15 protein-coding genes are annotated in these 14,870 nt (G+C 70.8%); 5 read left to right on the top strand and 10 right to left on the bottom strand.

The features are described from left to right. Nucleotides 1–16: 16 nt before the first annotated feature. On the bottom strand, nt 17–1,600 hold the full coding sequence (locus tag AC3ANR_RS09750) for a phosphoethanolamine transferase (RefSeq protein WP_488291780.1): 1,584 nt from the start codon (nt 1,598–1,600) through the stop codon (nt 17–19). A 217-nt stretch (nt 1,601–1,817) separates the two neighbouring features. On the opposite strand from AC3ANR_RS09750, the gene efp reads away from it, so the two are divergent. The 3 genes from efp (at nt 1,818) to AC3ANR_RS09735 (ending at nt 4,126) form a co-directional block, all read left to right on the top strand. Continuing rightward, entirely contained in the window at nt 1,818–2,372 is a 555-nt protein-coding gene (gene efp, locus AC3ANR_RS09745; RefSeq protein WP_488291676.1) for an elongation factor P, read from the top strand. 69 nt (nt 2,373–2,441) lie between these two features. After that, nucleotides 2,442–3,239: a heme-dependent oxidative N-demethylase subunit alpha family protein gene (locus AC3ANR_RS09740; RefSeq protein ID WP_488291675.1), complete on the top strand. Its 798-nt coding sequence runs from the start codon at nt 2,442–2,444 to the stop codon at nt 3,237–3,239. Continuing rightward, complete coding sequence (locus tag AC3ANR_RS09735) at nt 3,239–4,126, top strand: AEC family transporter (RefSeq protein ID WP_488291674.1); 888 nt, start codon at nt 3,239–3,241, stop codon at nt 4,124–4,126. Before AC3ANR_RS09740 ends, AC3ANR_RS09735 begins: the two co-directional genes overlap by 1 nt. Here the strand turns inward: AC3ANR_RS09735 and AC3ANR_RS09730 are convergent. Continuing rightward, nucleotides 4,120–4,794: a hypothetical protein gene (locus AC3ANR_RS09730; protein WP_488291673.1), complete on the bottom strand. Its 675-nt coding sequence runs from the start codon at nt 4,792–4,794 to the stop codon at nt 4,120–4,122. The two genes, AC3ANR_RS09735 and AC3ANR_RS09730, sit on opposite strands and share 7 nt — an antisense overlap. A 76-nt stretch (nt 4,795–4,870) precedes the next feature. Here AC3ANR_RS09730 and AC3ANR_RS09725 point away from each other — a divergent pair, with 76 nt between their 5' ends. Next, nucleotides 4,871–5,734, top strand: coding sequence for an LOG family protein (locus AC3ANR_RS09725; protein ID WP_488291672.1), 864 nt, complete (start codon nt 4,871–4,873; stop codon nt 5,732–5,734). Here AC3ANR_RS09725 and AC3ANR_RS09720 read toward each other — a convergent pair. The 7 genes from AC3ANR_RS09720 to AC3ANR_RS09690 all read right to left on the bottom strand — a co-directional run bounded on the left by AC3ANR_RS09720 (nt 5,722) and on the right by AC3ANR_RS09690 (nt 13,017). Further along, entirely contained in the window at nt 5,722–6,822 is a 1,101-nt protein-coding gene (locus tag AC3ANR_RS09720; protein ID WP_488291779.1) for an MFS transporter, read from the bottom strand. The two genes, AC3ANR_RS09725 and AC3ANR_RS09720, sit on opposite strands and share 13 nt — an antisense overlap. A gap of 62 nt (nt 6,823–6,884) precedes the next feature. Continuing rightward, entirely contained in the window at nt 6,885–8,525 is a 1,641-nt protein-coding gene (locus tag AC3ANR_RS09715) for a DNA recombination protein RmuC (protein WP_488291671.1), read from the bottom strand. Then, entirely contained in the window at nt 8,518–9,501 is a 984-nt protein-coding gene (locus AC3ANR_RS09710) for a 2-hydroxyacid dehydrogenase (protein WP_488291670.1), read from the bottom strand. Before AC3ANR_RS09710 ends, AC3ANR_RS09715 begins: the two co-directional genes overlap by 8 nt. Nucleotides 9,502–9,507: 6 nt before the next feature. Further along, a complete protein-coding gene (locus AC3ANR_RS09705) occupies nt 9,508–10,920 on the bottom strand; it encodes a sodium:proton antiporter (RefSeq protein ID WP_488291669.1) in 1,413 nt (470 codons plus the stop codon). Nucleotides 10,921–10,925: 5 nt separating this feature from the next. Continuing rightward, nucleotides 10,926–11,651 carry a nitroreductase gene (locus AC3ANR_RS09700; protein WP_488291668.1) on the bottom strand — a complete coding sequence of 242 codons (726 nt, stop codon included), beginning with the start codon at nt 11,649–11,651 and terminating at the stop codon, nt 10,926–10,928. Further along, nucleotides 11,648–12,094 (bottom strand): acyl-CoA thioesterase, encoded by a 447-nt coding sequence (locus tag AC3ANR_RS09695; RefSeq protein WP_488291667.1) that lies wholly within the window; start codon nt 12,092–12,094, stop codon nt 11,648–11,650. Before AC3ANR_RS09695 ends, AC3ANR_RS09700 begins: the two co-directional genes overlap by 4 nt. After that, entirely contained in the window at nt 12,091–13,017 is a 927-nt protein-coding gene (locus AC3ANR_RS09690; protein ID WP_488291666.1) for a histone deacetylase family protein, read from the bottom strand. The genes AC3ANR_RS09695 and AC3ANR_RS09690 overlap by 4 nt, the downstream gene beginning before the upstream one ends. 181 nt (nt 13,018–13,198) lie before the next feature. On the opposite strand from AC3ANR_RS09690, the gene AC3ANR_RS09685 reads away from it, so the two are divergent. Then, complete coding sequence (locus AC3ANR_RS09685; RefSeq protein WP_488291665.1) at nt 13,199–13,744, top strand: phasin family protein; 546 nt, start codon at nt 13,199–13,201, stop codon at nt 13,742–13,744. A 216-nt stretch (nt 13,745–13,960) separates the two neighbouring features. Here the strand turns inward: AC3ANR_RS09685 and AC3ANR_RS09680 are convergent, their stop codons facing one another. Further along, complete coding sequence (locus tag AC3ANR_RS09680; protein ID WP_488291664.1) at nt 13,961–14,851, bottom strand: patatin-like phospholipase family protein; 891 nt, start codon at nt 14,849–14,851, stop codon at nt 13,961–13,963. Nucleotides 14,852–14,870: the final 19 nt, after the last annotated feature.

The following is a 14,870-nucleotide window of genomic DNA, read 5'->3' as shown; positions in this document are numbered from 1 at the left end:
GTCCCCGGCCGACCGGCTAACCGGCGGAGCGGCAGGACCGGAACAGGTCCATCCCGGCCTCGTAGACCGAGGTCTGCACGTCGAACAGGCCGAGCACGGAATGGAACAGGTTGTCGTGGCTGGCCTCGGTCGAGGCCGCCTGGGTGCGCGCGCAGGCGACGTCCAGGCCGGCGCCGCGCGCGAACGACGGCGAGAACCAGGCCACCATCGGCACGCGTTTCTGCACATCGGGAGCGATCGCATACGGCACGCCGTGCAGGTACAGCCCGGCCTCGCCGAGCGACTCGCCGTGGTCCGACACGTACAGCATCGCCGTGTCGAACCGCTGGTCCTGCGTGGCCAGGAAATCGATCACGCGGCCGAGCACATGGTCGGTGTACAGCACCGTGTTGTCGTACGCGTTGACGATCTCCTCCTGCGTGCAGCGGCGCAGCTCCTCCTGCTCGCACGCCGGCGTGAAGCGGCGGAACGCCGGCGGGTAGCGGCGGAAGTAGGCGGGGCCGTGGCTGCCGAGCTGGTGCAGCACCACCACCAGGCTGCCCTTGGCCGCCGCCACGCGGTCGGCCAGGCCGTGCAGCAGCATCTCGTCCGTGCAGGCCCCGCCGGGACAGGCGCCGGCCCCGGCGACGTCGATCACCTGCTCGGTCGGCAATCCGCCGCACACGCCCTTGCAGCCCGACTGGTTGTCGCGCCAGAGCACGCCGACGCCGGCCCGGCTGAGCACGTGCAGCAGCGACTCGTGCGAGGCGATCCGGTCGCTGTCGTAATGCCGCCGGCCGAGGTCCGAGAACATGCACGGCAGCGACACCTCGGTGGACGTGCCGCAGGCCGTGACGTCCGGGAAGTTGACCACGTCGCGCCGGGCCAGCTCGGGCGTGGTCTGGCGGGCATAGCCGTTCAGGCCGAAGTTCTGCGCCCGCGCCGTCTCGCCGACGACCAGCACCAGCAGGGCCGGACGCCGCTGCTGCCACGTCGGCGCCAGCCGCGCGTCGGTCCCCACCGCCTGGGAACCCGGCGCCGGGCGGCCGGTGCTGCCCCAGGCGTCCGCGATCACGGCGGCGACGGCGTTGCCCGGGTTGAGCAGGAAGCGCACCTGGCGATGGTTGCGCATGAGGGAGGCGAAGTCGGCGAACACCGGCAGCAGGCAGCCGATCATCAGCACCGCCGAGGCCGCCACCCAGCCGGCCCGCACGGCGGCCGCCCGCAGCGGGGGGCGCTGCGCCTGGCGCGGCCACCACAGCAGGGCCGCCGGCAGCGCGCCGAACACGGCCATGTGGACGACGAAGTCCCAGCCGAGCAGCTCGCGCGCCTCGCTCCAGTGCGTCGCCACCACGTTGCGCAGCATGCTGCGGTCGAAGAAGATGGCGTAGCGGTCCATGTAGTAGGACAGCGCGGCGGCCGCCAGGACGAGCAGCGCCAGCAGCGGCCGCACCGTCCAGCGCGTGGCCACCAGGCTGGTGAAGCCGACGTACGCGGCCGTGAACGACCCGAACATGGCCACCAGCAAAGCCCAGGTGCCGGGCGCCGACCAGTCGCGCCCGGCCAGGGCGGCCCGCCAGAACGGCCCGTTGCACACGGCGAGCAGGTACACCGCCGTCATCAGCACGAGCGTTTCGGTGTGCAGGGTCGGTCGGCGCAAGCGCATCGGGCTCAAGTATCGCGCCAGCGCGACCACGGCCCTGCGCGGCGCCGGGGAAGCCCGGCGGAAAAAAGGTAAAATCCAAGGTTTTGCGCGGTCATGGCCACCCCGGTGGGCCGCGCGCATCGCCGCCCCGCTCCATGCGCGAGCGCCCCGCGGCCTACCAACGCCACAGACCATGAAAATCGCTCAAGAAATCCGCGCCGGCAACGTGATCATGCAGAACAGCGCGCCCTGGGTCGTGCTGAAGACCGAATACGCCCGCGGCGGCCGCAACGCCGCCACCGTGCGGATGAAGCTCAAGAGCCTGCTGTCCAACCAGGGCACCGAAGTCGTCTTCAAGGCCGACGACAAGATGGACCAGATCGTCCTGGACAAGAAGGACTGCACCTACTCCTACTTCGCCGACCCGATGTACGTCTGGATGGACGGCGAGTACAACCAGTACGAGGTCGAGAAGGAGAACATGGGCGACGCCCTGAACTACCTCGAGGAAGGCATGCCCGCCGAGGTGGTGTTCTACGAAGGCAAGGCCATCTCGGTCGAACTGCCCACCAGCGTCGAGCGCGAGATCACCTGGACCGAGCCGGCCGTCAAGGGCGACACCTCGGGCAAGGTGCTCAAGCCGGCCAAGATCGCCACCGGCTTCGAGATCGGCGTGCCGATCTTCGTCGCCCAGGGCGACAAGGTCGAGATCGACACCCGCACCGGCGAATACCGCCGCCGCGTCTGACCGCGGCTGCGGCCGGCCGGCATCACGACTGAACGAGGCTCCGCAAGGAGCCTTTTTCTTGCCCGCCCCGTGGACTTCGACTTCGACCTGATCGCCACGCCCTTCCGCATGCAGCCGGGCCTGCGCCGGCTGCCGGACGATGCGCGCCACCTGACGGCCCTGCGGCCCGGCTCGCCGCTGGCCGAGGAGAAGCGCCTGGCCATGCGGGCCGGCGGCACGCGGCTGGTCGCACCGGGGTTCGACCCGGCCGCCGCGATCGCGGCGATCGAAGCGCAGGCGGCGCGCGAGGGCATCGCGGTGGCGCCCGGCACGCCGCTCGAACTGGCCTTCGAGCAGGACTTCGCGGTCCTGGACGGCGCCACCGGCCGGCTGCAGTGGCTGTGCGTCTGCGCGCCCTCGCACTGGGCCCCCGAGGACAAGCTGGGCCTGGATTTCGCCGCCGTGCACGCGCCCGTGGCCGATGCCCGCCTGCTGCGGGCGGCCGGCAGGCAACTGGTGCAACTGGCCACCGGCGGCGAGCAGTGGGAACGCCACGTGTGGACGGTCAGCGCGTCCGCGCGGCACGACCAGCACCCGCGGCGCCATCCGCGCACGCCCTGGCCCCTGGCCACGGACCCGGACGCGTTCGCGGCCCGGTGCCACTTCCGCGCGGAGCGCCAGACCTTCTTCCTGGTCCGGGGGGCGAGCGGGCAGGCGGTGTTCACGATCCGGGTCATGGTGGAGCCGCTCCCGGACGTGGTCGACACGCCCGCCAAGGCGGCCAGGCTGCATGACGCGCTGGCGTCCATGAGCGACGCGGTCCTCGACTACAAGGGCCTCGCGCCGGCGCGCGCCCCCCTGCTCGCCTGGCTGGCGCGGAGGCGCTGATGGACCTGCTGGCGCGCGTCGCGCAGGTGATCGTTCCCGTGTTCTTCGTCGTCGCGATCGGCTATGCCTATGGCCGGCGCGCGCGGCCCGACCTGTCGACGTTCAACCGCATCGTGCTGGACGTCATGACGCCGCTGCTGGTCTACACCGGCCTGGCCAACCGCGAGTTCCACCTGCAGGAGCACCGGCTGCTCATCGCCGCGGCGGCGGTGCTGGTGCTGCTGTCCGGCGCCGTCGCGTGGATCGTCGCGCGGGCCAGCCGCACCCAGGCGCGCACGCTCGTGCCGGTGGTCATGTTCAACAACTCGGGCAACATGGGCCTGCCGCTGGCGCTGCTGGCGTTCGGGCCCTCGCAGTTCGGCGCCGCCGTCGCGCTCTTCTCCGTCAGCTGCCTGCTGCACTTTTCGGTGGGGGCGCGCATCACCAGCGCGCGGGCCGCGACGCGCGAACTGTTGCTCAGCCCCCTGATGGTCGCGTCCGCGCTGGGCTTCCTCAGCGCCGCGACCGGCGTGCGGCCGCCGGAGATCCTGATGACCGGCATGCGGCTGCTGGGCGAGCCGATGCTGCCCCTGATGCTGCTGTCGCTGGGCGTGCGGCTCACGCAGTTGCGCCGCGAGGACCTGTCGCAGGGACTGCTGGGCGCCTTCGCGCGGCCGCTGATCGGGCTCGGGCTGGCCTTGCCGCTGGCCTGGGCCTTCGGCCTGGATGCCGCGGCGCGCGGCCAGCTCGTGCTCTTCGCCGCCCTGCCCCCGGCCGTCATGCAGTTCATGCTGGCCGAGCGCTATGGCCAGGAGCCGCGCCGCGTGGCCGCCATGATCCTCCTGGGGAACGCGCTCGCGGCGCTGTTCGTGCCGCTCGCCCTGGCCGTGGCGCTGCCGGCTCAGTAGAGGCGGCGCGCCAGCAACACCGCCAGCACCACGCCCACGGCGAAGGTCGCACTGGCGACCGACAACCACAGCATGTGCTGGCCCCGCCGCTCGGCCAGCGCCCCGGCGCCGGCCAGGTGGTCGGGCCAGGGCGTCGCCTGAGGCAGCCACTCGCGCATCTCGGCCGCCATCCCGGGCGTGAAGAGCTCCAGGCACACCCGCTGCGGCGGCTGGCCGGCGCCCGCGCGCAGCGCGAGTTCGAGCTCCGAGCCGCGCACGCGCGCGTGCAGGATGTCCTTCAGCGGCAGCTTGATGCGGTCTTCCTTCCAGCCGAAGCCGCGGCGGAACCGCCCGGCCAGGCGCAGCACGTCCGGCTGGATGCGTGCCTCCAGTTCACCCTTGAACGGCAGGATGTCGAAGCCCTTGCCGTGCACCGAGCGCAGGCTGGCCGGATACGTGGCCCGGACGATGGAATGGCCCCCGGTGCGTTGCGGGCTGAAGTCGTTGGCGCGGGGGCGACGCCCGATGAGATCGGCGACGGTGCATTGCGCGCCGTCGGCATCGATGAGGACATGCTCGCTCGTCAGCGTGTGGCGGATGCGCATGCCGACGATGGTGCGGCGGTCGTACGGCCCGACCTTGCGGCCTTCGAGCACGACGTGGAACTGCGGCTCCTTCCGCTGCGTCACGGCTGTCCCCTCTGCTTGTTGTCGCCGGCGCGAAGGATAACGCCAGCAGCGGCGCCAATCCCGTCAAAATCGGTCCATGTCTTCCACCAGCAACATCCACGACCAGCGGCTGGCCGACGCCTGGGCCACGCTCAAGGCGCACTCGGACGCGGGACTCCCGCTGGACCGCGACGCCAGCCGGCTCGCCTTCGCCGACCCCGAATTCCTGCTGCGCCGCGAGACCCGCGGCATCCGCTTCCAGCTCGAGCTGCTCAAGCCCGACCTGGAGCAGCAGGCCCATGGCATCGAGAACACCATCGTGGTGTTCGGCAGCGCGCGCTTTCGCAGCGAGGAGGAGGCCCAGACGCTGCTCGCCGCGGCCGAGGCCGGCGGCGACGAGGCGGTGATCCGCCGCGCCCGCGCCCTGGCGCGCAACTCGCACTACTACGAGAAGGCGCGCGCCTTCGGCAAGCTGGTCGCGCAGTACAGCGCGGGCAAGGAACCGCGCGACATGCTGTTCATCTGCACCGGCGGCGGCCCGGGCATCATGCAGGCGGCCAACCGCGGCGCCTACGAGGGCGACGGCATCAGCGTCGGGCTGTCGATCGCGCTGCCGATGGAGGAAGCGGCCAACCCCTACGTGACGCCTGCGCTGTCGTTCAAGTTCCACTACTTCGCGCTGCGCAAGATGCACTTCATGATGCGGGCCAAGGCGCTGGTGGCCTTCCCCGGCGGCTTCGGCACGCTCGACGAGCTGTTCGAGGTGATCACGCTCGTGCAGACGCGCAAGGCCAAGCAGGTGCCGATCGTGCTGTTCGGATCCGACTACTGGAAGCGCCTGATCGATTTCGACGTGCTGATCGACGAAGGCGTCATCTCGCCGGCCGACCTCGACCTGTTCAAGTACGCCGACGAGCCGGAAGCGGCCTGGGACGCGATCCGCGGCTTCTACGGCTTGTGAGGCCCGGCGTCGTTGAGGCGGAACGCCAGCCGCGTTCCGCCGCCGACGACCGCCGCCACGACCCAGAACACGCCGGCGATGCCGATCACCGCGCCGGCGGCGCCGAACAGCATCGGCATCGTGACGCTGGAGGCGTTGATCGCCATCATCCGCAGCCCGATGGCCTGGCCGTGGCGGTGCTCCGGCGTGATCTGGTGCAGCGTGCTCATGATCATCGGCTGCACCGTGCCGAGCGCCACGCCCAGCAGCACCGAGCACACGCCCATCGCCAGCGCCGAGTGCACCAGCGGATACACGCCGAACAGCACCGCGGTGGCGGCCATCGCCGCCATGATGACCACCCATTCCTTGAGGTGGGCCGCGATCACCGGCAGCAGCACGCGCACCGCGGCGGCGGCGATGGCAAAGCCGCCCAGGATGGTGCCGATCACGGACGCCGACAGGCCCCGCTCGTGGCCGAGCACGGGCACCACGAACGTGTGCACGTCCCAGCAGGAGGACAGCACCCAGTTCACGAGCAGCAGGCGGCGGAACATGGGCTCGCGCACCAGGTCCCAGGCCGGACTGGGCCGGGCACCGGGGGGCGCCTGCACCGGCGGCAGCTCCTTGACGTCGCGCACCCAGAACCAGCCCACCAGCGGCAGGATCGCCACCAGCAGGAACGACAGGCGGAAGCCCCCGTGGTCGATCGTCAGGCCGGCGGTGAACGGACCGACGAAGTTCGAGAAGGCGGGGCCGATCGCCAGCCACGAGAACACGCGCTTGAGCTCGGCGGGGCCATCGGCCGCGCGGCCCACATGCCGCTGCAGCGCGATCACCGCGGTGCCCGTCGCCCCGCCGGTGAGCAGGGCCGACAGGCACAGCACCGGGAAGACGGGGAAGGCCACGGCCGCGGCGCCACCCAGCGCGGCCGCGATGACCGACAGGCCGAACGGCCGGCGCAGGCCATGCCGGTCGGCGTAGCGCCCGGCGGGCAGCGCGAGGAACACCTGTGTGAGCGCGAACAGCGCCAGCAGCACGCCGACCGCGGCTTCGCTGTAGCCCTCCCGCAGGGCCATCAGCGGCGCGGCCATGCGCATGCCCGCCATGCTGGCATGCAGGAACACCTGCCCGGTGATGAGGCGCGCGAGGCCGACGCCCTGCCCGCGGGTCAAGGGGCCTCGTCCCCTTCGATGCCGGAGGCGGCGACCAGCGGGGCGGGCAGCGACTTGGTGGGCTTGACGCCCAGGCTCTTGAGCATCTCGGCCTGGCGGATGACGTTGCCCTTGTTCTTCGACAGCTTCGCGAACGCGTCGCCGTAGGCATCGCCGGCCTGCTGGATGCCGCGGCCGACCTTCTCCATGTCCGCGACGAAGGCGGTCAGGCGGTCGTACAGCTCGGCGCCGCGGCGCGCGATCTCCTGCGCGTTGCGGCTCTGCGCTTCCTGCCGCCACAGGTGCGCCACGGTGCGCAGCACGAACATGAGCGTGGAGGGGCTGACCAGCAGCACGTTCTTGTTCCAGGCTTCCATGAACAGGCCGTTGTCGTCGGTGACACCCAGCATGAACGCCGGCTCGATCGGCACGAACATGAGCACGAAGTCCAGCGACTTGAGCCCGTAGAGCAGCTGGTAGTTGCGCTCGGACAGGCCCTTGACGTGCGCGCGGATGGAATCGAGATGGCGCTTGCGGGCGGCGGCACGGACGGCGTCGTCGTCGCTGGTCGCGTATTCCTCGTAGGCCAGCAGCGACACCTTGGCGTCGATGACGAGGTGCCGCTCCTCGGGCAGCCTGATCACCACGTCCGCCTGCGCGCGGCCGCCCTCCTCGCGGTTCACGCTCGCCTGGGTCTCGTATTCCACCCCCTTGCGCAGCCCGCAGCCCTCGAGCACGCGCTCGAGGATCAACTCGCCCCAGTTGCCCTGCGTCTTGGTCGACCCCTTGAGCGCCGACGTCAGGCTCTTGGCCTCGTCCGCGAGCGTCCGGTTCAACTCCAGGAGCTGCAGCACCTGCTGCGCGAGCGCCGAGCGCTCCTTGCCCTCGGTGTCGTACATCAGCTCGACCTTGCCCTGGAATTCCTGCAGGCGCAGCCGCAGGGGATCGAGCAGCTGGCCGAGGTTGGCCTGGTTCTGCTCGGCGAACTTGCGGCTCTTCTCGTCCAGGATGTCGCTGGCCAGCGACTTGAACTGGTTGGACAGCTCGTCGCGCGCCGAGGCCAGCAAGGCGAGCTTCTCCTGCGCCTGGGACCGCTCGGCCTGCAGCTGCGTCGTCAGCTCGACCACCTGCTTGTCGGCTTCGACCACCTGCCGCTGCAGGGCATCGCGCGCCTGGACGGCGACGGCGAGTTCGCGGCGCAGGGTCTCGCCGGTCTCGCTCTCCGCCTTCAGCGAGGCATCGAGCGCCGCGGCCCGCCGCTCGGCGCCCGAGAGGTCCTGCGCCAGCCGCTCCGCGCGGGTGACGATGGCCGCCATCTCGGCTTCCAGCACCGCGACCCGGCCGGCGCGCTCGCCGAGCTGGGCCTTCTCGTCGCGCGCGCTGTCGAGCGCATCGCGGTAGGTGGCGCTCTGCGCGCGCAGATCGTGCACCTCCGCGGCGAGCTGCTGCCGTTCGTTCTCCAGGCTGCGCACGCGCTCGGACGCCGTGGCGAGTTCGACGGCGGCCTCGGCCTTCACCTTCGCCGCGATCGCATCCAGCTGGGCGCCGGCACCGCGCCGCGCCAGGAACCAGCCCGCGACGACGCCGGCCAGCAGCAGGACGGCGAAGACGGCGAAACCGAACACCCCGGTGGAGAAAGCCTGCGGCGCGTCAGGCACCCAGCACCTCGGGGTTGAGCGGCGTCAGCGGCTTGCCGTTCACCAGGAAGCCGATCAGGTTGTCGGCGGCCAGGTTGGCCATCGCGAGCCGGGTCGGCACGGTGGCACTGGCGATGTGGGGCGTGAGGACGATGTTGGGCACGGTGAGCAGGTCGGGGTGGACCTTGGGCTCGCCCTCGTAGACATCCAGGCCGGCGGCGGCGATGCGCCGCTCGCGCAGGGCGGCGGCCAGCGCCGCGTCGTCGACGATGCCGCCGCGGGCGATGTTCACCAGCGTGGCGGTGGGCTTCATCTGTGCCAGTTCCGCGGCGCCGATCGCGTGGTGCGACTGCGCCGAGTACGGCAGCACCAGCACCAGGTGGTCGGCGTCGCGCAGCAGCTGCTCCTTGCTGACGTAGGTCGCCTTGCAGGCGGCCTCGGCCTCGGGCGCGAGCCGGGAGCGGTTGTGGTAGATCACCTTCATGCCGAAGCCGTGCGCGCCGCGGCGCGCGATGCCCTGGCCGATGCGGCCCATGCCCAGGATGCCCAGCGTGGTGCCGTGCACGTCGGCGCCGGCGAACATGTCGTAGCTCCACTTCTGCCACTTGCCCGCGCGCAGGTAATGCTCGCTCTCGGTCAGGCGCCGGGCGGTGGCCATCAGCAGCGCGAAGCCGAAGTCGGCGGTCGTCTCCGTCAGCACGTCGGGCGTGTTGGTGCCCAGCACCTTCGCCGCCGTCATCGCCGGCAGGTCGAAGTTGTTGAAGCCCACGGCCATGTTGGCGCAGATGCGCAGGCTGGGGCAGGCCTGGATCAGGTCGGCGTCGATGCGTTCGCCACCGGTGGTGAACGCGCCCACCTTGCCCTGCAGGCGGGCGATCAGCTGCTCGCGCGACCAGGCTTCCTCGGCCTGGTTGTGCTCCACCGTGAAGTGCTGCTCGAGGCGGGCGATGACCTCGGGGAAGACGGCGCGCGCGACCAGGATGGGGGGCTTGTTCATGGTGGGCTAGCGGAAGAAAAGGACGGTCATGAGGACGAACAGCGGGATCAGCACCGCGCCCGACCAGGCCATGTAGCCGAAGAAGGAGGGCATTTTGACACCGCGCTCCTCGGCGATCGCCTTGACCATCATGTTGGGCGCGTTGCCGATGTAGGAGTTGGCACCCATGAACACGGAACCGGCCGAAATCGCGGCCAGCGTGGCGGCCAGTTGCGTCATCAGCACCTGGGCGTCGCCGCCCGCGGTGTTGAAGAACACCAGGTAGGTCGGCGCGTTGTCGAGGAAGGAACTGAGCGCCCCGGAGGCCCAGAAATACATCGCCGGATCGGGCGTGCCGTCGGCGCGGGTCACGGCCGCGATGACGGGGGCGAACGGGCCTTCGAGCCCGGCGCGCAGCATGGCGATGACGGGAATGATGGTCAGGAAGATGCCGGCGAACAGCTTGGCCACCTCCTGCATCGGCCCCCAGGAGAACTGGTTCTCGGAATGCACGGCCGCCGGCGTGATGCGCAGCGACAGCAACGTGACCAGCACCAGGCCGACGTCGCGCACCAGTCCCGGCAACCCGACCTCCACGCCGGCGACGTGGAAGGCGATGCCGGACTTCCAGACGCCCGACAGCAGCACCAGCGCCACGATCGCACCCAGCAGCCAGAAGTTGCGCGCGCCGTCGAAGGCGATGGCGCGCGTGTCGGGCGTCGGATCCACCGGCAGCGTTTCCTCGCGCCGGTGGTAGTACCAGCTGTCCAGGGCATAGAAGATCGCCAGCAGCGAGCCCACCAGGAACAGCGTCTCCGGCAGGATCTGGCGCACCGTCCAGAAGAACTCCACGCCCTTGAGGAAGCCGAGGAACAGCGGCGGATCCCCCAGCGGCGTGAGCGAGCCGCCCGCGTTGGACACCACGAAGATGAAGAACACGAACACGTGCGCCTTGTGGCGGCGGTTGTCGTTGGCCCGGATCAGGGGCCGCACCATCAGCATGGACGCGCCGGTGGTCCCCATGAAGCTGGCCAGCACCGCGCCGATGGCCAGCACGGCGGTGTTGAGCCCCGGGCTGCCGTGCAGGTTGCCGCGGATGTGGATGCCGCCGGCCACGGCGAACAGCGCCGTGAGCAGGATCACGAACGGGATGTACTCGGCCACCGCCGCATGCACGAAGGCGCCCCCGGCGGCGGCCGGGCCGAACACCAGCGCGAACGGCAGCAGGAAGGCGAGCGACCAGCCCGCCGCGACTTTGCCGAAGTGGCGGTGCCAGAACCACGGCACCAGCAGCGGCATCAGCGCGATCGACAGCAGGAGGCCCGCGAACGGCAGGCCCCAGACGGCCGACAGCTGCCGGCCATCGAAGTCGGCGGCCGCAGCCAGCCCGGGAGCGAGGAGGCCTGCCACGGCCAGCAGGGACGCAGGAAGGATTCGCACCGCGCTCACTCCAGCCACCGGGTGAAGGCCGCCACCGGCTCGCGCGGCGTGTGGAAGGAATTGACCGGGGCCTGCGGGTCCGCGTAGCCCAGGGACATGCCGCAGACCAGCATCTCGTCCTCACCCGCGCCGATGTGCGGCAGGATGATCCGTGCGTACCCGTTCCAGGCCGCCTGCGGGCAGGTGTGCAGCCCCTCCGCGCGGGCGGCGACCATCAGGTTCTGCAGGAACATGCCGTAGTCGACCAGCGAGCCGCGGCCCATCACGCGGTCGAGCGTGAACATCAGGCCGACCGGCGCGTCGAAGAAGCGGAAGTTGCGCTGGTGCTGCGCGTGCATCTTGTCCTTGTCGCCCTTGCCGATCCCCAGCAGGCCGTACAGGCTCCAGCCGTTCTGGCGCCGCCGGTCGATGTAGGGCGGCACCCATTTCTCCGGGTAGTAGTCGTACTCCTCGCGGTACTCCGCGGCCAGCGCGGGGTTGGCATAGATGGCGTCGTGCGCCTTGCAGACCTTCTCGACCAGGCGGTCGCGGCTCGCGCCCTGCAGCACGTAGGCCTTCCAGGGCTGGGTGTTCGTGCCCGACGGCGCGCGGCTGGCCAGTTGCAGCAGCCGCTCGATCGTCTCGCGCGGAACCGGCGTGGGCAGGAAGGCGCGGGCCGAGAAGCGGCTCTCGATGGCGGCCGCCACGCTGGCGGGGTCGGCGACGACGGTGCTGACCTGCGGGGTGGTCATTGCAGTTCCTCCAGGACGGTGCGAAGCGCGGCGGGCAGCGGCACCGGCCGGCGGGTCGCCCGATCGACATAGACGTGCACGAAATGCCCCTTGGCGGCGGTCAGCGGTTCGCCGGCGGCGAACAGGCCGACCTCGTAGCGCACGCTCGAGCCGCCCAGGCGCGCCACGCGCAGGCCCGCTTCGACGGTCTGCGGGAATGCGAGCGGACCGAAATAGTTGCACTGGGTCTCGACCACCAGGCCGATCGTGTCGCCGCCGTGGATGTCGAGCACGCCGCGCTCGATCAGGTGCGCGTTGACGGCGGTGTCGAACCAGCTGTAGTAGACGACGTTGTTGACGTGGCCGTACACGTCGTTGTCCATCCAGCGGGTGGTGATGGGCCGGAAAGCGCGGTAGGCGCTGCGGGATTCGGGCTCCGGCCGGGCCGTGGGGCGGTCACTCATCGACGCCGATTCTGCCAGCGCCGCCAGAACTGCACCGCCGCGCGGAACGTGTTCACCTGCACCTGCACCGTGTCCTCCATGCGCGTGCCGTAGCCGCCCGCCATCGCGAAGGCCAGCGGCACGCCGCGCTGCCAGGCCCAGTCGAACACGCGCCGGTCGCGGGCCTCCAGGCCGTCCCAGGTGAGCTTCAGGCGCCCGAGCCGGTCGCCTTCGTGCGGGTCCGCCCCGGCGAGGTAGATCACCAGGCCGGGGTCGAACCGGCGTTCCAGTTCACCCAGCGCCTGCTCCAGCGCCTCGAGGTAGGCGTCGTCCCGGCAGCCGTCGGGCAGGTCGACGTCCAGGTCGCTGCGCTCCTTGCGGAACGGGAAGTTCTTCTGGCCGTGCAGCGACAGCGTGAAGACGCTGGGATCGTCGCGAAAGACCTTGGCGGTGCCGTTGCCCTGGTGCACGTCGAGGTCGATCACGGCCACCCGCAGCTGCCGGCCGCGGCGGCCATGCTCGGCCTGCATCAGGCGGGCCGCGACCGCCGCGTCGTTGAAGACGCAGAAGCCCCCGCCGCGGTCCGCGCACGCATGGTGGGTGCCGCCGGCGATGTTGGCCGCCACCCCCTGCGCGAAAGCGGCCCGGCAGGCGGCGATGGTCGCGCCCACCGACCGCCTGGCCCGCTCGGCCATGGCTTCGCTCCAGGGAAAGCCGATCTCGCGCACGATCGCCGGCTCGACGGTCCCGTCCGAGATCGCCTGGACGTAGCCCGGCGTGTGGACCAGCGCCAGTTCGCCGTCGCTGGCGGGCAGGGCTTGCTGGAGCTGCACCTCGGGCACCTCGGCCGCCAGGCTGTCGCGCAGCAGCTGGTACTTGCCCATCGGGAAACGGTGCCCGGGCGGCAGCGGCAGGACGAACTGGGTCGCATAGAAGACCTGCATCCGGCGATTGTCCCGGCGCCCGTGCCCGGCCGCGGGCTAGAGGGAGACTCCTAGAATGTTGCGCCGCAACAAAAAACACTTGCACTCCGGGGCGGCTTCCCTATACTCACGTGAATTGCTGCACCGCAACATGGCGACTTCGCCCGGGGCAGCCCTTTTGCAACCACCCGGAGAACCGCAAATGCTGACCCCTGAACAGATCCTCGCTTCCCAGAAAGCCACCGTCGAAACCCTCTTCGGCCTGACCTCCAAGGCCTTCGAAGGCGTCGAGAAGCTCGTCGAGCTGAACCTCACCGCGTCCAAGGCCGCGCTGGTCGAAGCCGCCGACACCACCACCTCCATGCTGGCTGTCAAGGACGCCCAGGAACTGCTGGCCCTGCAGGCGAGCCTGTTCCAGCCCCTGGCCGAGAAGACCGCCGCCTACAGCCGCCACCTGTACGACATCGCCGCCGGCACCGGCGCCGAGTTCGGCAAGACCTTCGAGTCGCAGGCGACCGACGCGCAGAAGAAGTTCATGGCCGTGGTCGACAACGCCGCCAGGAACGCCCCGGCCGGCTCCGAGACCGCCGTGGCCGTGTTCAAGAGCGCCATCGCCGCCGGCAACAACGCGCTGGAGTCGGTGCAGAAGGCCGTCAAGCAGGCCTCCGACGTGGCCGAAGCCAACTTCAACGCCGTGGCCAACACGGCGGTGAACGCCGGCAAGACGGCCGCCAAGGCCAAGCGCTGAGCACTTGAATCGGCGGGTCCCGCCCGCACTTCGTGAGGACGGGAACTCCGCTCGATGCGGAGCATCTATCCAGGACTTCCGTGATGGACGGGAGTTCTTCAGGTTGTCTCCTCGGGTCCTTTCGACACCTTCACAGGTTCAGGGATCCTTCGCCCCAGCTGCAAGGCTGGGGCTTTTTTACGTCCGCTCCCGCCGTCGGGGTGCGAGCGCTCGACCTCAGTGCAGCATTCTGGCCGCCAGCGCGGCCTTCAGTTGCGGCAGCAGCCGGCGCATCGCGGCGCGGCCGGCCTCGATCGCCCGGCGCCTGGCCGTGAAGTCGGCGCTGCCCATGCCGACGAGCTGCGGGCGCACCACCAGGTCGGCCTGCTGCAGTTCGCCGCGATTGATGCTCTTGCCCATGATCGCGAACGTCTGCAGCAGGATCTGCAGCGGATCGCCCGACGGGTTGCCCTCGGGCGCCGCCGAGATGTCGACGGCGATCACGAACTCCCCGCCCATCTGCCGCGCATAGCGCACGGGCACCGGGGCCACCAGCCCGCCGTCGACGTACTCGGCGCCGCTGATCTTCACGGGCAGGAACACGGCCGGCACGGCGCTGGACGCGCGCACGGCGGTCCCGGCATCGCCGCGCTGAAACAGCACGCCTTCGCCGGTGTCGAGCCGGGTGGCGACGATGCCCAGCGGCAGCGCCATCTGCTCGATGAGCCGGTTGCCCACCTGCGCGTTCACGTAGCGCGACAGGGCCTCGCCGCGCAGCATGCCGCGGTTGAACAGCGGCAGCGTCCAGTCGGTGAACGCCGCCTCGTCCATGGCCTCGGCCACCTGCTGCAACTGTGCGCCGCTGCGGCCGCTGGCATACAGCGCGGCCACCAGGCTGCCCGCCGAGGTGCCCACCACCAGGTCGGGCCGCAGCCCGGCCTCCTCGAGCACCTGGATAACGCCCACGTGGGCGAAGCCGCGTGCGGCGCCACCGCCGAGCGCCAGCGCGATGCGCGGTGGCTTGGGTGGCGGCACCACGACGGGCGCCGCCACCACCGGCGGCGCGGCCGGCACCGTCGGCTCGGGCTTCGTGCTCGCGCACCCGGCCAGCGCCAGCAGCACGGCCACCAGCAGACCGTCCCGCCAG

This window comes from Ramlibacter sp. JJN2-2R (assembly GCF_057747835.1).
Note: the sequence above shows the minus strand (reverse complement) of the source record. Positions and strands in the feature narration are given on the sequence as shown.